Origin of the sequence: Brevibacillus sp. 1238, assembly GCF_029892995.1 — a bacterium.
Lineage (GTDB): Bacteria > Bacillota > Bacilli > Brevibacillales > Brevibacillaceae > Brevibacillus > Brevibacillus parabrevis.
In genome coordinates this window covers 67,661-86,266 of the sequence record NZ_JARXWC010000018.1, presented here as the reverse complement: position 1 = coordinate 86,266, position 18,606 = coordinate 67,661, and the positions used below count along the sequence as shown (strand labels likewise).

The 18,606-nt window shown below is 49.7% G+C and carries 17 protein-coding genes; 4 read left to right on the top strand and 13 right to left on the bottom strand.

Features of this window, described 5'->3' with window-relative positions; all coding sequences use genetic code 11:
* The first annotated feature begins 59 nt into the window (after window positions 1-59).
* Complete coding sequence (locus tag M2298_RS26065) at window positions 60-935, top strand: carbohydrate ABC transporter permease (RefSeq protein WP_122966448.1); 876 nt, start codon at window positions 60-62, stop codon at window positions 933-935.
* 5 nt (window positions 936-940) lie between these two features.
* On the top strand, window positions 941-1,840 hold the full coding sequence (locus tag M2298_RS26060) for a carbohydrate ABC transporter permease (protein WP_481752864.1): 900 nt from the start codon (window positions 941-943) through the stop codon (window positions 1,838-1,840).
* Between the two features lie 42 nt (window positions 1,841-1,882).
* Here M2298_RS26060 and M2298_RS26055 read toward each other — a convergent pair whose 3' ends face one another.
* Window positions 1,883-2,704, bottom strand: a complete 822-nt coding sequence (locus M2298_RS26055) for a PfkB family carbohydrate kinase (protein ID WP_280649268.1) — start codon at window positions 2,702-2,704, stop codon at window positions 1,883-1,885.
* 156 nt (window positions 2,705-2,860) lie between these two features.
* Between M2298_RS26055 and M2298_RS26050 the strand changes: the two genes are divergently transcribed.
* Window positions 2,861-3,541, top strand: a complete 681-nt coding sequence (locus tag M2298_RS26050; protein WP_122966446.1) for an S-layer homology domain-containing protein — start codon at window positions 2,861-2,863, stop codon at window positions 3,539-3,541.
* A 97-nt stretch (window positions 3,542-3,638) separates the two neighbouring features.
* Here M2298_RS26050 and M2298_RS26045 read toward each other — a convergent pair whose 3' ends face one another.
* From M2298_RS26045 to M2298_RS26005, 9 genes are all read right to left on the bottom strand, one after another.
* Window positions 3,639-4,964: an MFS transporter gene (locus M2298_RS26045; protein ID WP_280649267.1), complete on the bottom strand. Its 1,326-nt coding sequence runs from the start codon at window positions 4,962-4,964 to the stop codon at window positions 3,639-3,641.
* Between the two features lie 139 nt (window positions 4,965-5,103).
* Window positions 5,104-5,394, bottom strand: a complete 291-nt coding sequence (locus tag M2298_RS26040; RefSeq protein ID WP_063228204.1) for an ArsR/SmtB family transcription factor — start codon at window positions 5,392-5,394, stop codon at window positions 5,104-5,106.
* 48 nt (window positions 5,395-5,442) lie between these two features.
* Entirely contained in the window at window positions 5,443-5,721 is a 279-nt protein-coding gene (locus M2298_RS26035; protein ID WP_229049688.1) for a hypothetical protein, read from the bottom strand.
* A gap of 282 nt (window positions 5,722-6,003) precedes the next feature.
* Window positions 6,004-7,380 (bottom strand): DUF4179 domain-containing protein, encoded by a 1,377-nt coding sequence (locus tag M2298_RS26030; RefSeq protein ID WP_280649266.1) that lies wholly within the window; start codon window positions 7,378-7,380, stop codon window positions 6,004-6,006.
* Between the two features lie 100 nt (window positions 7,381-7,480).
* On the bottom strand, window positions 7,481-8,017 hold the full coding sequence (locus tag M2298_RS26025) for an RNA polymerase sigma factor (RefSeq protein ID WP_122966442.1): 537 nt from the start codon (window positions 8,015-8,017) through the stop codon (window positions 7,481-7,483).
* A gap of 257 nt (window positions 8,018-8,274) precedes the next feature.
* On the bottom strand, window positions 8,275-8,931 hold the full coding sequence (locus M2298_RS26020; RefSeq protein ID WP_173598177.1) for a DJ-1/PfpI family protein: 657 nt from the start codon (window positions 8,929-8,931) through the stop codon (window positions 8,275-8,277).
* Between the two features lie 305 nt (window positions 8,932-9,236).
* Window positions 9,237-10,229 (bottom strand): ABC transporter substrate-binding protein, encoded by a 993-nt coding sequence (locus M2298_RS26015; RefSeq protein ID WP_280649265.1) that lies wholly within the window; start codon window positions 10,227-10,229, stop codon window positions 9,237-9,239.
* Window positions 10,230-10,376: 147 nt separating this feature from the next.
* On the bottom strand, window positions 10,377-10,706 hold the full coding sequence (locus tag M2298_RS26010; RefSeq protein ID WP_280649264.1) for an ABC transporter substrate-binding protein: 330 nt from the start codon (window positions 10,704-10,706) through the stop codon (window positions 10,377-10,379).
* Window positions 10,707-10,743: 37 nt separating this feature from the next.
* Window positions 10,744-11,142 (bottom strand): hypothetical protein, encoded by a 399-nt coding sequence (locus M2298_RS26005; protein ID WP_122966440.1) that lies wholly within the window; start codon window positions 11,140-11,142, stop codon window positions 10,744-10,746.
* A gap of 94 nt (window positions 11,143-11,236) precedes the next feature.
* Between M2298_RS26005 and M2298_RS26000 the strand changes: the two genes are divergently transcribed.
* A complete protein-coding gene (locus tag M2298_RS26000) occupies window positions 11,237-12,469 on the top strand; it encodes a cytochrome P450 (protein WP_122966439.1) in 1,233 nt (410 codons plus the stop codon).
* Here the strand turns inward: M2298_RS26000 and M2298_RS28325 are convergent.
* The 3 genes from M2298_RS28325 to M2298_RS25990 all read right to left on the bottom strand — a co-directional run bounded on the left by M2298_RS28325 (window position 12,466) and on the right by M2298_RS25990 (window position 18,588).
* On the bottom strand, window positions 12,466-12,600 hold the full coding sequence (locus M2298_RS28325; protein ID WP_373926309.1) for a phage lytic cycle repressor MrpR family protein: 135 nt from the start codon (window positions 12,598-12,600) through the stop codon (window positions 12,466-12,468). The genes M2298_RS26000 and M2298_RS28325 overlap by 4 nt on opposite strands.
* 112 nt (window positions 12,601-12,712) lie before the next feature.
* Window positions 12,713-13,174: a hypothetical protein gene (locus M2298_RS25995; protein WP_280649263.1), complete on the bottom strand. Its 462-nt coding sequence runs from the start codon at window positions 13,172-13,174 to the stop codon at window positions 12,713-12,715.
* Complete coding sequence (locus M2298_RS25990) at window positions 13,171-18,588, bottom strand: RHS repeat-associated core domain-containing protein (RefSeq protein ID WP_280649262.1); 5,418 nt, start codon at window positions 18,586-18,588, stop codon at window positions 13,171-13,173. Before M2298_RS25990 ends, M2298_RS25995 begins: the two co-directional genes overlap by 4 nt.
* Window positions 18,589-18,606 lie beyond the last annotated feature (18 nt).

Below are 18,606 nucleotides of genomic sequence, written 5' to 3'. Positions count from 1 at the left end.
CACGGCAGTGGAGTCCCGAGCGGCTCCACTGTCTCTTCATACACTTAGGGGGGAACGATATGCTCCAGCGAAAATATGCGGGTTACTTGTATGTCCTTCCAGGCTTTTTGTTGATCCTCCTCTTTATTTACTTCCCGATTGTGCAAAACATCCAGTTCAGCTTGTTTGAATGGAGCGCTTTCTCCGCAGACAAAACGTTCGTCGGACTGGCCCAATACGCGAAGCTGTTTCACGACCCGATCTTTTACCAGGCGCTTGTGAACAACATCTACTACGCCGTCATTTCTCTCATCTTTCAAGTTTTTGGCGGGCTTGTCCTGGCGGCTGTTCTGGAAGACAAAGTGTTTCGCAAAATCTCCCCGCTCTTTCGCACGATTTACTTCACGCCTGTCATCATCTCGATCACCGTCATCGCTCTGCTGTTTGACTTCATCTACCATCCGCAAGTCGGCTTGCTGAACGGCTTTTTGTCCGCCATCGGACTGGAGAGCTGGACACGGGCGTGGGTTGGAGATTCTGCGACAGCCATCTTTGCGGCGATTGCCGTCTCCCAGTGGCAAAGCATCGGCTACATCATGATGCTGTTCATCGTCGCGATCCAGAAAATCCCGCAAGAGCTGTACGAAGCCGCCGAAATCGACGGCGCAAGCAAAATCCGGATGTTTTTTCACGTCACGGTTCCGCAAGTGCGGGAGATGACGTTTGTTACCTCCACGATTACGCTGGCTGGCGCCTTTACCGTTTTCAATGAAGTCTACATACTCACGGGCGGTGGTCCCGGTCACGCTTCCGAGGTGCTCGGCACCTACTTGTACCAGTCCGCCTTCGTTCACGACCAGATGGGCTACGCGTCGACGATCGCCAACGTCATTTTGGCTATCACGCTGTTGATTTCACTCGTGCAAATGAAGCTATCCAAGACTGGAGAGGAGTAATCGACATGCAGCAAAATATGGAAACGGTTTCACAGCAAAACGCAGCTCCCCTCCGGCCGACAGCGAAGAAACAGCGCAGCAGACGAGGCTTGACATGGGGCAGTTCCAGCCTTTTGGTCATTTTGCTGCTGTACTTTGTCGCCATCGCCTACCCGTTGTTCTGGATGGTGATGAACTCGCTCAAGGAATCTTCCGAGATTTTCAGCGACAGCTGGGCGCTTCCGACACAATGGCTGTTCGAAAATTACGTGACAGCCTGGGAGCAAGGGATTTCCGCCTACTTTTTAAACAGCGTCATCGTCACCAGCCTGACTTGCTTTTTGACCGTGCTGTTAAGCGCTCTCGGGGCGTATGGCCTAACCCGCTTTTCGTTTCGCGGCAAGCGGCTCGTGCTGATTTTGATTCTCGGCGGATTGATGCTCTCTCCGCAAGTCAGCCTGATTCCCCTTTACAAACTGATCCAGAGTCTCGGGCTGTTCAACACGTACTGGGCGTTGATCATCCCGTACGTCGCCTACCGGCTTCCTTTTACCGTGCTGTTGATCCGCGCGCACTTCCTGACGATCCCGAAAGAAATCGAGGAAGCGGCTTACATGGATGGCTGTAGCGGCTTCAGCGTGTTCACCCGCATTTTCTTGCCGCTCAGCACCCCGATCCTGCTGACGTCTGCGCTGTTGACGGCTTACTTTTCCTGGAACGAGTTTTTGTTTTCCATCATCTTCATTGACGATAACAAGCTGAAGACGATCCCTTCCGGCTTGATGGCGTTCCGGGACATGCTGCAAACCGATTGGGGCGTGCTGCTCGCTGGCTTGACCATCTCTGCGCTGCCGATCATCCTGCTCTTTTTGTTCATGCAAAAATACTTCGTCAGGGGCCTGACGAGCGGGGGCATAAAAGGATAAAAGAAGCTAGAAGATGTCTCTAGCTTCTTTTTTTTTGACCGATCAACCAACTTTGGGAACGCCGTATCCGAAAGCGCCGTAATGTCCGCACGTCTGGGCCGCCGCTACTGACGCCTGCCTCAGCGCCGCTTGCATGTCGCCGTCTGGATGGTACTTCATTAAAAACATGGCGATAAACGAGTCTCCCGCACCCAACGTGTCTACGACCTCGGTCGGAACAATTTCTTGGCGGTACAGCTTGCCTGCTTCGGAAAAAATCGCTCCTTGCGCGCCGCGCGTCACCCCGACGACTTTTGTTCCCAGATGATGCACTTGCTGGACGAGCTGGTGGCACTCGTCTTCTGTCAGGTCGCTCCCCGAGAAAAAGCCGTAGTCGACATAAGGGCATACTCGCTCCAAATAGGCAGGCGTCCAGCGCGTCGAAAAGTCGAAGGAAATGCGGATCGCTTTGTGCAATTCGGGCAACTCGTGCTCCAGATTGCTGTAAATGCTCGTGTGCAGCAGCTCATGCCTGGCTATGTACGCCTTGTCGTCATCGGTCAGCCTTAGCCCCATGTACGCTTGCACACCGCCTTTGTTGGAACCGACGAACACGCGATCACCGTCGGCGTTGAGGGAAACGATCGCTTCTCCATTCGGGCCGATCGCTTGACGCAAGCGGGAAATATCGATCTTTTCCAAAAGCAGAGTCTGTCTGACATGATCAGCCGCCTGGTCGTTGCCGATGATGCCAATGTACGAGGACACATCTGCCTGATACCGTTTGCCCAGCACCGCTACGTTCAGCGCATTGCCCCCGGGAAAAATTTCGCCGCGGTCTTTGTAGTAATCCACCACATTATCGCCAATCGCAATCAGTTTCATCACGTTTCCCCCTGTGAGTTAATTAGTACGTCTTATAACATTATATAATAAACAGAAAAGGCAGTCTATTTATTCTGCAAAATGACTCCGTGAAACATTCGCGAAAAACCGTCGTCCTACAGGTGAAGCTTTTCAAAAACAGCCGAGGTGATAATCATGAAAGCCACTCGCAAACTGCTCGCCTTTTCTACTTTTGCCTTACTGACACTGTCTATGGCCCAACAAGGCTTTGCCGCCTCCGCTCCGTTTACCGATTTGCAAAATGTAGCGGCTAAAGATAAAATCATGGCGTTGCAACAACAAGGAATTTTACGGGGCGTGGACGATCATCGCTTTATGCCGGATGCGACGATTACGGCTGCCCAAGGCATCCAGTTGATCGTCAGTGCGTTCCGTCTCAACATCGACAACATTCGCTTTATCAAAGAGCCGAAAGCAACCGACTATTTTGCCAAGGCCGATAACGATGCCTGGTACTCCAACGTGTTGATCATCGCCGCAAACAACGGACTCGATCTGCCAGCCGACCTTGAACCGGAGCAGATTTGGACGAAAGAACAGTTTATTCATCAGCTCATGCTGGCGATGGAAACACACTACGATTTGCCGATGATCAAAATCGCTCCCCGCGACTTCGCCGATCTGGAGCAACTGAACCCAAGCTACCAGGGCACGATTCAGCGGGCGCTCGTTCTCGGAATCGCCAAGCTGGATGACGGGCAAAAAATGCACCCGCGCGATGCGATTACGCGCCAAGAAGCAGCGGAAATCATCTACAATGCGCTGGAGTACGTCAAAGCACATCCAGGGCCTGCCGAAAGCACGCCAGCCAAATAAGCCAAGCAAAAGCCGCTCCTTCGCAGGAAAAGAGCGGCTTTTTTGTTGCGGTTGTGAAGCATCTGCGTCTGCAATCGCTATCGCGCCAGTAAGCCTGTCAATGAGACTGCTGTTGTACTGCCGTAGGTTTCGCCACTAACAGGAAATGCAAGCAAATCACGACGGCCATGCCGAGAAAAATCAGGCTGTAGTTGCCCGTTTTCTCAAAAAGTCTGCTCGCTGCCGCCGGACCAAAGGCCATCCCGACGAAGTTCAGCAAGTTGTAAAAGCCTAGCCCTACGCCGATTTTGCTTGGCAGCAATGTTCGCGGAACGAGATTGTTCAGCGAAACTTGAATCGCGGAGTAGCTCATCATGGTCAGCAGTAACAAGATCGTGACGACGATGATATCTGGCCGCGGAATCACTCCCATCGCGAGGAAGCCTGTCATCATCATCACGGTCGCCGCGAAAATGATTTTTCCCCCTCCGACTCGCGGCAGCAGCTTTCCGCTGGCAAAGCTGGACAAAACGCCCGAAATGCCCCCGAGGAACAACAGCAAACCGACAACAAACGGCGAAAGCTTGTGCACATGGATCAAATAGAGCGGCGCAAGGAACATGTTGGCCATCGCGCCGACATTCATCAAAAAGCCGATTCCGATCAATCGCAAGTAAGCCTGGTTGGCAAACAAGTCGCGTTCCACGAATGGCGCAGAAGTCCTGGGCAGCCACCATTTGAAGCCAAAAGCGAACGCGAGCGCCAAAAGAAAGAACAGTCCGTTCAGATTGACCGCAAACAAAACGGAAACGATGACGCCAAACAACAGCCCTGCTCCGGCAAAATCAAACGGAAGCGACGTTGACGACTGCTGCTCCTCTTTTGGCATGAACTTGAACAAAAGAGCGATGGCAACGATAGCGATGACCATGAGCAAAAACAAGTACCGCCATCCCAGCGTGTGCGTAACGGCTCCCCCAACCAGTGGGCCGATCCCCGCCGCCAGCGCAATCGTCGCACTGAACATCGCCAAAGCGCCAGGCCGCTTCTCCGGCTGCAAAAATCTCGCTACCGAGATCATCGACAAGGAAATAAACGCGGAGCCGCCGCTTGCCTGAATGATCCGCCCGATGATGACCGCTGCAAAGGAAGAAAAACCAAAACCGATCAGCGAGCCGGCAAGAAACAAGACGAGAGCGAAGATCAGCAGGCTTTTGACGCGAAAGCGATCCGCCAGTTTGCCATACGTAATCGAACCGATCGCGACCATCATCGAGTATCCGACCACAATCCAGCTGACCTGCGACGGACCGATTGACAATTCTCCGGAAATATCCGCGAGTGCGACATTAAACAGGACGGTATTGATCACGGCCAGCATGATCACAAAGCATAAGGTCAAAACGAGCCAAGTCGAATACAAGCTTTTCTTTTGTTCAAGCATCATGGACACCCCAAAGATTTTATAGTATTAAAACTTTCGAACTAAATAGCCGACGAACAGACAATGCGCACGCATTTTCGTGTTTTGCGATAGTTCTAAAACTCTTTAACTATTGCTCGAAAAAAATGGTTATCCGGCACTACAGCGTGTCCAAATAACCCGGCAAAAACGCTTGAAATGTCTCCTCCCTCAATTGAATTAATTTAAATTGCCCGTCGCGGATAATGTCAATCAGCTCGGCATCATGCAAAATTTTCAGATGGTACGTCGTGTTGGACTTGTTCAACCCGTGCGTATTCCCGATGTGACCGCACGTATGCATTGCTTTTGCGCGATACAAAAATCGAACAATCTCAATCCGCTTCACATCCGCCAACGCTTTGAAGATTTTGACGCGCTTTTCATCCTCGTTCGATTGTTTGATAGTCATAAAACTATACTAAAGCGGTGATTCCTGTTTGTCAATGACAGGAAACAGCTACTCGAAAATGGACACCCGCTGGCCAATCGCGTTCAGCCCCGTGTGTGTCCTCGTATCAAACTGATCGACGCACAGCACTTCGGAAACCATCAGAGGCTGGTCGCGAATCAGCTCCTGAATTTGCCCATCGCTGTAAAATTCATACGCAAACCGATGCAAGAAGCGTATCCGCCATATTTTTTCCCCTTGCACAGATGTGAACAGCTGCTGCAGATGTCCGCACAGCTCTTGTCCGGGCGCGAAGACATGGCGGCAAGTCAGACAATAATATTCCACGTGCGTCCCCCCTGTCGAATCGAAAAATGTTTCCGAATACAAAACGGCTCCCGCGCGCTTGAACAAAACAGACGCGGGAGCCTTCAGTGGACTGATCGGCCGAATGGATTGATGTGATGGAGTGGTTTTCTATAGTTTCAGTTTAAAACACATAAATACTATTTGTAAAGTATGAATTGGTCGACAGTTGCGAAAAAGAGCTTTTTCCTCTTGCCGTGGACTTCGAATGGAGAGAATGCTCCGCTTCCGTCCAAGGAAAAAAGGCAAGCCAGGCGTAGCCGATTACTTTTTCGCAGACGTGGCAGCAGGCAGCTCGACTCGCCACTGGGAATCACTGTGCTGAACCGGCTCTAAGCGGATCGTCAGCGCCGCTTTTTTGGGCAAGGCGGTCATTCCTTTGGCAAAGTATTGATTGTCGCATTGCTCTACATAGACGCCATCCGACCCTTTGCTCGCGCTGCATTCCCCTTCGCCATCGCGATTTTCCACCAGCTCATACGCCTGGCCCTTGTCGTCTGTCAAATACCACTTCCATATGCGCAAGTTGGTGGATTGCTCCTTCATTCGCAGAGCGACCTCTTTTTGTCCCGTTGCGGGATTTTGTTGCACAGACAAGTCGGTAACGGTGACGGCATGGTTTCCCTTCGTGCCAGAGACAGGCTTTGTTTTCAAAGTTGCCAGATCGAGTGCAAGGCGGAAATCGTTTGGTTCAAACGTCGACACGCCAGTCAGCACAAAGGTCAACGGTTTCTCAGTCTGACCGGAGAAAAAGACGTATTCATGGATCGTTTTTTCTGTGCTGCCTTCTTTTACGATTTTCTGGCTTGCGTACACGGTCGGCGCTGGAGAATCCCCCTCGCTTACAACCAGCAGATCGTCAAGCTTCACCATGTCTTTTCCATTTTGATCGAGAATCCGGAAAACCAGGCTTTGATGATGCAGCAGCTCACGCTCTTGCGCAGTTGCTCCCACGCTTTTTGCAGTTCGCTCGATTCTCTCCCGCGCCGCTTTTGTCCAGCTTGTCTCAAACGTAAGTCTTGTCGCACTTGGCGAATATACAATAGATTTAGCCGCAACGGTGATTCCCTGCGGGGTGGTGTATGTCTGATTCAAAGAGACAGTTGTGGTTGCCGCCATGCTCTGCTCGATGTCGATCGGCACAGTCAGCTTCCATGAGCCTTCCTTGTATTGGTTGCCGCTGAGACGGATTCGTTTCACGTCCATTCGCAGCTGCATCTTTTTGGAGACAGCATCGTTTAAAACAAACTGGAAATACCCGATATCTCCTTCTTTATAATACGATTGGATGTCGTCTGCGATCACGTTGCCGTTCTCATCTGTCACAAACAGCTTGTTCTCGTTCGCGGCGATATCGGGATCAGGGAAAATAAACTCTCCCTGCGCATTTTTCATCGAAATGGCGACGATCAGCCGGGCGGGGTCGGCGATCACTTCAGATGTTTCAATTGTAATGCCCTGGTCTGTCACACTCGCCTTCGCCAGCTTGGCGTACCCTTTGTTCACGGCTTCCTGGACACCCGGGTCAATCTTCTTCGTCCACAAAGACGAGATGTAGCTGGCAAAAGTCGGTGACACGGCCACACTTCCCGAAAATCCGATTGCCAGAACAGCAGCACTCACAAGCGCTATTTTTTTCAACGTCCACCCATCCCCTTTACGGGACAGTCCCTCCCTTTCGGCCTTCTGTATTTTTTGGTTCAACCTCTTTTTGAAAGCTTCCATGTCCACTGAATGTGACTCATATTGATGTTTCGCATTTTTCAACTGCTTTTCCATGGCTACCCTCCTTCACCATGGTCCGGTAAAGCTTCTCTCTGCCCCGGGCCAAACGGGATTTGACAGTGCCTTTGCTTACGCTGAGGATGTCACTGATTTGTTCAATGGACAAATCTTCAAAATAGTAGAGGATGATAGGCGTGCGAAATGGTTCCACCAGGTCTAGCACAAACTGGTAGCAGAGCGCTGCATCCAGCTTTTCCATCGTGATGATCTCGGCGCTTTTGCTCATGCGGGGCGGAAAAATTTCTGTCACGACTTCGCGCCACGTTCTTCGCCAGGACATCTTGCATTCGTTGATCGTAATGCGGGCCAGCCAAGGAAACGGGTCTTTTCCGGGCTGAAATTGGTGGTATTGGCAGTACGCTTTGAGAAACGCATCTTGCACCCGATCCTCGGCAAGCGCCCAATCGCGCACATATGTATAGGCAAGCCGCACAAGCCGGTCCGTGTACGCCTCCACCCACGCTTCTAATTGACTCTCATCCAGTTGAACCACCTCCTTTGTTTTCTGCCTGTATTATGCAAAACAGAAAGCCCTGGTTCCCGGGAAAATGACAAAAACATACAGATCGTCCATTTTGCCAGCTCCTCGTTGCGGTTGCTGCGAAGCGACTGTTCTATCACTGCGATAAATAATATCATTCCGATCGGGTTTTATACTATAAGAGTTTATTATGTGGAAAGACGGAGCTAACGAGCAATCAAAAAAGAAGGAGCGCTGAATGCTCCTTCTTTTCTTGCTGGTCTTTGTATTTACATGCTTGGTTCCTTTTCGGCAAACGCTTGCAGCATTGCTCTGATTTGCTCCACCAATTGCGCTGGCGCTTTCTGCGGTGAACCTGTGTCAAACGGCGGCTTGGGATCGTATTCCAAAATCAGCTGTACAGCTTGTCCCATCTGTTCGCCCAATTCCCATGCGACCAATTGGAGGGCCATGTCGATCCCGGAGGAAACGCCCGCTGCTGTGACGATTTTCTCCTGGCGAACGACTCTCTCTTCCGTCGGGATGGCGCCAAGTGATGCGAGCAAATCGAACGACCCCCAATGGCTGGTGGCAACGACGCCTTTCAGCAGCCCTGCGGCACTTAAAATCAGGGAGCCGTTGCACACCGACGTCGTCCATTTGCTCGTCTCGTGGATGCGGCGAATCCACGCCAACGTTTCTTCGTCATTCATCGGCGTTTTATAGTGAGGCGGGCTGCATCCGGGCACAACCAGGATGTCGGCGGAAGTCACTTCGGAAAAATCGTAATCCGCGTGCAGGTAGCCCATGTTCGAGTCCAGTTTGACCAATCCTTTTTGCTTGGCGACAAACTTCACTTCCCACTGCAAGGTAGCAGCAAAAACGTCGTATGGGCCGATCGCATCCAGCGCGGTGATTCCATCGAAAAGCATGATCGCAACTTTCATGATGACCTCTCCTTTCAAGTAGGAACGACTTCTCCCTGAAAACATATTACTCTACCTATGTAGGGTATTTATGTGAAAGTGGTGTAAACAGTGTGCTCCGCTCCGTCGTTGGGCGCGTCATTTTCCGTGTAGCTAGACTATGCGTCATTCCCGAACACGAAAAGAAAGAACCCCCGAACGAGTAGTGAACGCTCGTTTGGGGGTTCGGGGCAGTTTCATGCTTTCTGAGTGAGGTTTTTGAAATTTCGCTGGCATTTCCGGCTTTGCCGTTTTACCATTTTACCGGAACGTTGTCGCAAACCTTGCTATTTGCCTGGTTTTGTCCCAAGCAGCTTCTCCGTTGCGTCTTGCAAAATCAGGCGATTGGCAATCGGGCCGAAGCCTTGGAACCACAAGTCGTAGTCGACTTCGTATACGTGGTTGTTTTTCACAGCGGCAAGCCCGTTCCAAATCGCGGTTTCCCGCAAGGACGACACGCGGTCGCCGCCCTCGTGCAAGTGGAAAATGTGGTCCGGGTTGACCTCTGGAAGCTTCTCGATCGAGAGCGGTTGAAAGCTTTTGGAAGCATCTGGGATATTCGCCGGTTTCGCCAGTCCGAGATCATCGTACAAAACTTCAAACAGCTTCGGACTGTAGTAGCGCAGCTCTTTGTCCGTGACGCGCAGGAACATGGCCGTTTGCTCGCCAATCGCCGCTTTCACTTGGGTGCGGTATTTTTCTGCCTCAGTATTGTATTCCGCGATCTTCTGCTGGGCAAGTTCTTCTTTTTTCAGCATGCTCGCCAGGCGCAAGAACGTGTCGCGCATTTTGCGCACGCCCTTTTCATCCTCTACCGGCTCGATGAAAATAGTCGGGGCGATTTTGGACAGTTGTTCATTCAGTTCGCCGAAGTTTTGATTGCCGACGATCAAATCGGGGCTGCTCTGGACGATTAGCTCCAGATTCGGTTTGGGAATTTGCCAGCCCAGGTTGACCGAATCTTTTAACCCGTCCTGCAAGTACCAAGTGAACTCCGTCGCTTTCGGCCCCGAGCTTGGCGAAGCGGACGGCGTCGTATCCATCGAGAGCAAAAAGTCGCTGATCCACGGATGAAGCGACAAGATTTTTTTCGGCTCCCCTTTTACGACTGTTTTTCCCAAGTCATGCTCGATTGTCTGCTCTTGTGCAGGTGCAGGGGCTGGTGCCGCTCCGGTCTGTTCTCCTTGTGGAGCCGGGCTTGTCCCGCAGCCTGCTGCCGTCAGCGCAAACAGGCAGATCGCTCCAGACAGCACTTTTTTCACCCTTTGCAAAAATATCATGATGAACCCCCTGTTGTTATTGATAATCATTTTCACTCTAGTGATTATAGGATAGCCCCTCGCACACGACAATTGACAAAATCTTGTTCCTGTAAGGACAAAATCTTGCCGCTCTCCACGAAAAAAGCCACTTGCTAACGAAGTGGCTTACATGACAATGGCCTCCCATTGTGGCTGCTGACGTGCGGCCAGATGGCTGATCGCGACATCGACGGACAGACTGTGTTTGATCGGAGCGTGCCCGTTCAGCCAGCTCTCCACCTCGTACACCTGGTTTTTCTGTACCGCCCGCAAGCTAGACCACGCCTTGGTCTGCTGGAGGGTTTGGATTTGCTCTTTGCTCGGATTGGAATTGTTCGTCGATAAAAAAATGTGGTCAGGATTCATCGCCTGGAGTTGTTCGAGTGTCACGCAGACGTAGTGCGTTTTTGTCTTGATTCCCGGTGGAGGGGTCAGGCGCAAGTCCTCGTACAACACTTTGCCAAACTGTCTTTTGCCGCCGTGCGCAAAAGACTCAGTACACTTCCTCCAGCTGATAGCCCCAAGCTATGATTTCCACGACAATATCTTGAAAAGGGAAAATGTAATGATGCGCTTTCTCCAGGAAAGTAGCATGCGGGTCGATCAACCTCAGTTCATCCTGTAACGCTTTTATCCATTGGGAATCCGTCACTTCCAGCAAATAGCGCTGGAAATATCCGTTCTCGTCAATCGCCTCGTCGATGACCAGATTGGAAAACGGGTAGCAATCGATTGTCGTCGTTTGGATCGCCTGGTAAGGTTTAAACGTCAGTTTCCACCTTTTTTCATCTGCGTCATCAAATGTAACCGCAATGGTATTGGTGTCAAAGTGGATTTCTTCCAGCGGTGTTTCATGAATCACTACGCTGTCCAAAGCTATTTTTAACGTCATGTTTGTTCCTCTCCATTCCCTTTTGAAAAGCTTTTGCGCATAAAATTCCCTTTATTATCCACCCTATAATGGACAAATTCAAGAGGTGATGTAGATGGAAAAGCAGGCGTATTCACCGTCTGAGATAACGGATTTCCAAACGAAATCCGAACATTTTTTTCCGGTGGCATGGTACAAGAAAATGCTTGCAGAGCAGCCCGTTTTTTATCATGCGGGCACGAATACGTGGAATGTGTTCCGCTATGAAGATGTGAAGCGGGTGCTGACCGACTATGCTTTGTTTTCGAGCGTACGCCAACGGACGCTTGTCAATGTCGGGGCTGGTACTAAGGAAGGCTCTTTTCCAGAACGTCTCAATATCCACGACAGTGATCCTCCCGAACATCGCAAGGCGCGCTCCTTGTTTTCGGCTGCTTTCACGCCGCGCAGCCTAAAAGAGTGGGAGCCGCGTGTCGAACAAGTCGTGAACGAGCTGATTCGCGAAATGGAAGCAAAAACGGAAGTGGATATCGTCCAAGATTTTACCACTCCGCTGCCTATCATCATCATGGCCGAGCTGCTTGGCGTGCCGCATCAGGACAAATGGCTGTTCAAAAAATGGGTCGATCTTTTGTTCATGCCGATTCAAAAGGAAAAGAACGAGGAAGTTCATCAACAGAAGGAACAGGCGGCAAAAGAGTTTTTTGCTTACTTGCACCCTTTCGTGGTCGATAAAAGAACGCACCTTGCAGACGACATCATTTCTGATCTGATTCAGGCAGAATACGAGGGAGACAAGTTGACGGATGAAGATATTGTTACCATCACGATGTTTATTTTGGGGGCGGGCATCGAGACAACCAGCCTCCTGTTGGCCAACTCGTTTTATTCCTTGCTGTACGACAATCCGAACCTTTACGCTGAACTGAGAAGCGACCTCGACCTCGTCCCGCTTTTTGTCGAGGAGATGCTGCGCTATCGTTTTCACATTAGCAAAATGGATCGCACGGTGAAGGAAGATAACGATGTCTTGGGTGTTGAGTTGAAAAAAGGAGATGTCGTGATTGCCTGGATGAGCGCAGCCAATTTTGATCAGGCTGTGTTTGAAGACCCTTTTGCTTTGAACATCCACCGGAAAAACAACAATCGGCATCAATCGTTCAGCAATGGACCGCATATCTGTCTCGGTGCCCCCTTGGCGAGAATGGAAGCAAACAAAGCTTTTCACCACTTCATCAAGGCGTTCTCGCGCATTGAACCTGTTCCGGGCTTCGATCTGGAGGCGAATTTGCAACCTTCCGCTGCTGGTCAAGCCCTGGTGAGGCTGCCTGTGAGGGTTTGGCGTTAGGGATTTATGAGCAAATCCTTATCTTGTTCCACTTCGAACTTCATTGTTAGGTTGAAAACTCTTGAATAAGCTTTTTGGGTATTTACTTTGTATCCTTGAAGAATGGCTGTTTTTGTTTCGGGCTTAAACATGTTCACACACCTGTCTTCATGAAACAGGAATACTATAAATTTTCACCTTGCTTCTTTAGGAAAAATTAAAGAACCCCAAACGAGCGTAAATTACTCGTTTGGGATACCTTGATTAAGAATTAGCCATCAATTTATACTCGATACCGATCTTAGTTAAAACTCCTGACTCTTCTAAATCAAATGCAAAGTGAACACCTTTGTCCGATACATAATTAGCTTGATATTGATCGGACAATACACTATCTAGTGTCCACGACACACCATTCTCGCTTAATAGTCCCTTAATGAAATCAATTGTTAGTTCATTTCCTCCATTGAAGTTTTTGATTTCAATACTATTAGGCATGTTTATAGTGCCATTATTAAGAGTAATCACTACTGTTTCTATCTTATTTTTACGGAGTCGAAATTCCAAGTCCCCATAAATAACAAAAGCGGGATATGACTTCCTTTCGGGTGTATAAATTTCAGGTTGTCCAATCAAATTTATGATTTCTTCTTCCGTTTCTCCTCCTGTAAAGTTTCCTAGGCTACCTGTTGTTAGTAATTTCATAAAGTCAATTGTTATCCTCACTTCATATCCTCCAATGCTTTTATCAGGAAATTAAACTCTGCTCCTTTCCCTGGTTTTCCCGATTTAGATAACTCCAATCCTCTTTGAGCATGTTTCAATAACCATTCTCTAAATTCTGGATGTTGAATAGCTTCTTCTGCTTGTTTAAGAGCAGAATTATATTGACTAGGATTTTTTGCTGCCATCCCTGGATGAGTCGGTTTAAAAGCAATACCTCCTTGATTTGTAGGAACAACAGTTATTTCGATTTTTCCTACATTAAAATGGACTCCCTTATCTAAAATGTCAGGTGCAATCTTCTGGGATTTCATCATATCGCGAATACTTTGCGGTAATCCTTTTGAACTCTTAAATGCATTTACTGCAGTTTTAGTTCCTGCTTTAGTGGTTTTAAGCAACTTCCCTACAGGAACAATATTAATGGCAACACTACCAGCTGCAAAGGCATCATCTGAATCCCAGTTCCCGTTTGAAAGTGTGTTAACATTTTCTACTCCTACATATTCGACTCCTGCTTTTTTCAAAGCCCCTGGTAATTCGTCACCAGCTTTGGTCATTCCAAGCCAAACTGCTCGTAAAGAAATCTCAGCATGTCCAGTAGGATCAATAAAAATCAATGGATTGTTAAGAACATACGTATACCGATTCAACGACAACGGATTATCCACCGCACCCTTATACGTATCCTCCGAAATAAACCTCCCGACCCTCGGATCATAATACCGGGCACGCAAATAGTAAAAGCCGCTCTTCTCGTCGTAGATTTCTCCGCTGTACTGAAACGGGTTGGACATTCCCTCTGTCTTGGAGATGACATTGCCCCACGTGTCGTACTCGTATTTGTTTTGTTCTTGTCCTGATTCGTCCAAAATCGAGACGACATCCCCATGGCTGTTATACGCGTAATATCCGCCTTTATCGGTGAGGAAGTCTTTGCGGAACAGCAGTTCATTGCCCCAAACATTGCGGGCAATCGCATAGCCGTTCGCATCCAGCTCCTCCAAGACGTTTCCGTCCATGTACACGTATTTTGTTTGCACACCATTTTCCGTCTTGGTGGCACGCAGTCCGTTCCCGAAATACGTGTAGGTCGCATCCAATCCGGTCGTATGGTTGGTCGCACTTCGCAGTCGATTCCGTTCGTCAAACGTATAGGTGGTCACACCTTTGTCGGCAGGTCGTTTTCCTGCAAAAGCGGAGCGATTCCCGTGGCCGTCATACGTATACTGGTTCGTGGTTCCTGGAACAACTTCTTTGGTCAGACGATCGACTTTGTCATAATCGTATCGGTACAGCGTTCCACTTTTTTCGCTGGAAACGACATTGCCGAACGAATACTCGTTGTTTTCACTCCACACGGGACTTTCTTTTCGATGCGTCATTTTTTCTACTTGCCCAAACGAGTCCAAATCCCGTTCTACTTTGAAACCATTCGGATACGCAAGCTGATAGCTTTCCCCCCTGGCTTTCATATGGTAGTCGTACTGAATTTTTCCTGTCAGCGGGCTGTTTACTTCCTGTAACCGCCCTGCCGGATCATATTTATAGTTGACTACGGTTCCGTCTGGATACGTTAGCGAGTCTTTCGCATCGTCATTGTCCGTATATCCCAATTGATACGTGCGGCCAAATACCGTTTGGCTTTTCAAGCGCTGGAAGGCATCGTAGCTGTACGTGATCTCCCGATAATTGTTGGCCGTCGGGGTGATGTCCGCCCCATTGCTGTTTGTTTCCTTCTGGACCAGTGACGTGTTCGGGACGTAGTCTCTGGTTTCCAAGTTGGTCACGGAACCGGAAGCATTGCGGGTCATCAAGCTTGCCAGCTCGTTAAACGGCGTATATCGATAAGCGTGGCGATTTCCTGTCTTGTCGGTAAAGGTGTTCAGCGTGCCATTTTGATTAAAAGAATAAGATTCAGTTGCTCCCGATGGCACATCCTGTTCGCTAAGCTTCCAGGATAGAGCATTGTAATGATTTTTGGTTGTCTGCATCTGATTTTCAGTGACGGTCAACAAATTTCCGAGCGCATCGTATTCGTACTGATAGCTGTTTTGTTCCGGGTCCAGCAAATAGGTAAGGTTGCCGTCATTGGTGTAGCGGTACTCCCAAACGCGTGTCTTGCCTGACTGGTCTTTTTCTGTCTTCTGCTTCACTTGATCAAACGAGTTTCGGACAAGCTCGGCGGTCAGGTTTTTGGCTCCGTCTCCTGCTCGCTGAATTTCTTTTTCGAGCTGGCCTTGTCGGTCGTGATATTGAACTGTTTGCAACCCGTTTGGCGCAAGTGTCATACGGGTGAGTGCGGGTGCGAAGCTGGTACCATCGCTGATCGAATTGGCAGTCAAGTATACGGTGGTGCCAACAGGGTCTTTTTTCTGCCAGATACTTCCGTCTGTATTGTAGACATACGTGGTCGCACGTTCTTGATCGGCGTATGGCGCACTGGACAAAAGATGGTTGCCGTCTAGCGTGTAGGTATTGTACAGCAAAGGACGCGAAGTTCCGTTTGCTGCAACTTGCTCTTTATATTCGATTTCTCCGAATGGCGTGAACTGAGTGACCAGCTTGGTGCCGTTCGGGAGTACCATTGTGACCTTGCGCGCCGTATCGTCATAGGCGTAGGTAGTTGTCCTGGTTTGTTCCTTGCTCGTTACGCTTTCTTTCGTTCGACGGCCTAGCAAATCATATTCGTACAAGACAGCCATATCATCCGGGTAAACACGATTTGTCAGTCGGCCCATTCCATCGTAGGCGAAGCCGTGGTGCAAAGTTTGCATTTGCCCAGTCGACACTTCGACTCGCAGGTTGATGTCAACAGGATACAGCCCCAGCGGATCGTACCCGGTAATATTTTGCGTCACTGTCTTCGCGTCTGGTCCCGTACTCGTTTCCGTTGCGGAGGTCAGCTGTTTGTTATCGTTATACGTATAAGCTCTGTCTACCTGCATGACCTTTGCTGATCCGCCATCCGGATAAGAATCGATGATTTTTTCCGTTGCCAAAAGCCCTTTGGAATTATACGTATACGTTTCCTTGTGGTAGTGCTCCGGATTGTCTGCGGCCGTCTTCGTTATACTGGCAGGCATACGCAGCGCAGAAAGGAGAAGCGGATTTACATATTCTCTCGTTGTGATGTTGCCTTTCGGATCTATCTCTTTGGTGACATCGCCGTAAGCGTTGTAATTGTATTGTATCGTTTGCGCGTAGCGATCCAAACGTGCTTGCACCTTCGATAATCGATTAAGGCTGGGCGACAAAAGAAACGCATACACATCTGCATCGGCGGTCATGGAGGCTGGACGCCCTAAGAAGCTGTAGACGTAAGACGGTTTTGTATCCCGTTCCTTGTACAAATAGCTCGTGTAACTAACCGGGTTGTAGCGATAGGTCTTGCCCTCTTCCGTGAAGGAAAGCTCTCCCGGAATCGTCTCGTTGTCTCCTCCGTTGCCCACGTAGTTTTTTACCGATTGCAGCACGAAATTGCGATCCAGGTTAGGGGTGTAGCTTTTATCTTCACTTGGCAGCCCGTCCTGCAACGTTCTGGACACGACCAATGCCCCGTCTCTGGCAAGCGACTGCTTGGCAAACCGAACCGATTGCGCTTTGGGCGACTTCCAGATTTCTTTTGTAATGTGCGGATAATACTTCGTATACGAATACCATTCTGTGCCAGGCTGATCGGGATGCGGCGTTTTCGCAAAACGGAAATTGACCGCTGTGACAGGCAAATAGCTGGTGTACGTCAGCGCTTCCTTGTCGTGATAAATCCGGGTCACGCCCCGGTCGAGGAACCCTGGAGCATCCGGCTGGTACAAGCTGTACGTATAGGTCATGGACAAACCTTCGACCGGATAGTTGACTTGCTTGAGCAGCTTGTATTCGACGGTGTTTCTTCTCTCCTTGTCGAGATTCGTATACGCGGTAGATTCCAGGCCGCCGTCGTTGAAGTCGATCACGCCATTCGGCGCAGGGAAGCCATATCCGGCATGCAGATCGAACTCGGCGTTCCCGTATGTTTTCGGATCGAGATAGCTATACTCGGCGACGACCTTGCTCTCTCCCCCCGTGACGCTATGCTCGACAACCCGATCTGTGTTGGTAGCGTAATCTGAGTCGTATTCGAGATGTTTCAGCAGCTTTGTCTCGCTGGCATCCTGATAAACCTTGAGATTGACACCCCCGCCTCGTTCCATGACGATCAGGCGGCCGACACTGTCTGTTATTTCAATCGGCAATCGGTAGTCCTCAGGAATGCGGTAGCGGATGGTATCTCCGTAGGCATTCGTCTTTTTGACCAGGAAAATCCGATACAGCTCATCATTGCGATATTTATGATCCTCGCCAAATTCATACGTGTTGCCATCTACGGACAGCGTCACAATATGTTTCTCGCCAAACTCCCCGGAAGGCTGGCGGTAGGATAACATGCCGGCATTTGGCTTGTACGGCGTATTCACCCATTCCCCTTTGATAGAAGAAGACTCAAGAATCGTCCCGTCTTCCAACGTAAAAATGTAGCGCTTTCCCTCACTTACCGCACCGCATGTATATTTGGAATCATCCGACCGGAACGTGCACTTCGCGTTTTCTTTGGACACTTCCTGAAACTGCGGAAAATTAAAGCTCCACCCTTCCGGCAAACCATCGTTGTTTCCTTGCAGCGGAGCTGTTTTGTTTTTGCCTGATGTGGAAAAGTAAATCCTTTCCGTCATCGCATCCAGCGACGAGTAGCGGCGCTCGACCGTCAAGTCCATGCCGTGCTTGCCTTCCAGCTGCACATCCACTTCCTGCACGTTTGCCGCCCGGTACAGCTCGTCCACCGGATTGTCCGTATTGGTGCGCTGGTATTTGTAGGTCAAGCCTTCCGTTTCGAACATGGCGTCTTCTGGAAGCGTGGTCGCTTGTGCAGCCAAAGCTCTGGCTTGCGGAACGGCTGCTTGTTCGTTGCGACGCTCCTGATACGTCTTGATTGCTGGAAGGAGTGTTGATAGTTTCGTCATTTGTGCTTTTGTCAGCTTGTCCAACTTTTGATTGACGGTATCATCCGACCATCCATATTTCTCTACTTGCTCGTGATGGGACAAAAAGCGATCGAATTGAGGATAGAAATAGGCTGCAAGCTGCAACACGCTTCTATCCTTCCATTGATAGAGCTTCCAAGCATCTTCGGGGCGGATCGAGTCCCACTCTTTACTCGTCACTTGTTCTTGCGTAAAAATCGGTTGCTCGTCCGGATTTTGCTGTTTGGGTGCGTTGCCTTGCTGCTTTGCGTTTTGATAGGCTGCAAGCCATTTTTTGGTCGCCGCCTTCTGATTCTCATCTTGTTGTGCCGCTTCCGGATTGGCTTGAACGGCCTCTGTCTTCGCCAATGCCAGATTGGGGGTCAGCAAAGAAAGCCCCAACAAGATTGTGATCATTTTTGACCACCCGTACCT

Excerpts from the sequence above, each read along its gene's own strand:
- M2298_RS26065 (WP_122966448.1), top strand. The coding sequence starts at position 60 with ATGCTCCAGCGAAAATATGCGGGTTACTTGTATGTCCTTCCAGGCTTT.
- M2298_RS26060 (WP_481752864.1), top strand. The coding sequence starts at position 941 with ATGCAGCAAAATATGGAAACGGTTTCACAGCAAAACGCAGCTCCCCTC.
- M2298_RS26055 (WP_280649268.1), bottom strand. The coding sequence starts at position 2,704 with ATGAAACTGATTGCGATTGGCGATAATGTGGTGGATTACTACAAAGAC.
- M2298_RS26050 (WP_122966446.1), top strand. The coding sequence starts at position 2,861 with ATGAAAGCCACTCGCAAACTGCTCGCCTTTTCTACTTTTGCCTTACTG.
- M2298_RS26045 (WP_280649267.1), bottom strand. The coding sequence starts at position 4,964 with ATGCTTGAACAAAAGAAAAGCTTGTATTCGACTTGGCTCGTTTTGACC.
- M2298_RS26040 (WP_063228204.1), bottom strand. The coding sequence starts at position 5,394 with ATGACTATCAAACAATCGAACGAGGATGAAAAGCGCGTCAAAATCTTC.
- M2298_RS26020 (WP_173598177.1), bottom strand. The coding sequence starts at position 8,931 with ATGAAAGTTGCGATCATGCTTTTCGATGGAATCACCGCGCTGGATGCG.
- M2298_RS26015 (WP_280649265.1), bottom strand. The coding sequence starts at position 10,229 with ATGATATTTTTGCAAAGGGTGAAAAAAGTGCTGTCTGGAGCGATCTGC.
- M2298_RS26005 (WP_122966440.1), bottom strand. The coding sequence starts at position 11,142 with ATGACGTTAAAAATAGCTTTGGACAGCGTAGTGATTCATGAAACACCG.
- M2298_RS26000 (WP_122966439.1), top strand. The coding sequence starts at position 11,237 with ATGGAAAAGCAGGCGTATTCACCGTCTGAGATAACGGATTTCCAAACG.
- M2298_RS28325 (WP_373926309.1), bottom strand. The coding sequence starts at position 12,600 with ATGTTTAAGCCCGAAACAAAAACAGCCATTCTTCAAGGATACAAAGTA.
- M2298_RS25990 (WP_280649262.1), bottom strand. The coding sequence starts at position 18,588 with ATGATCACAATCTTGTTGGGGCTTTCTTTGCTGACCCCCAATCTGGCA.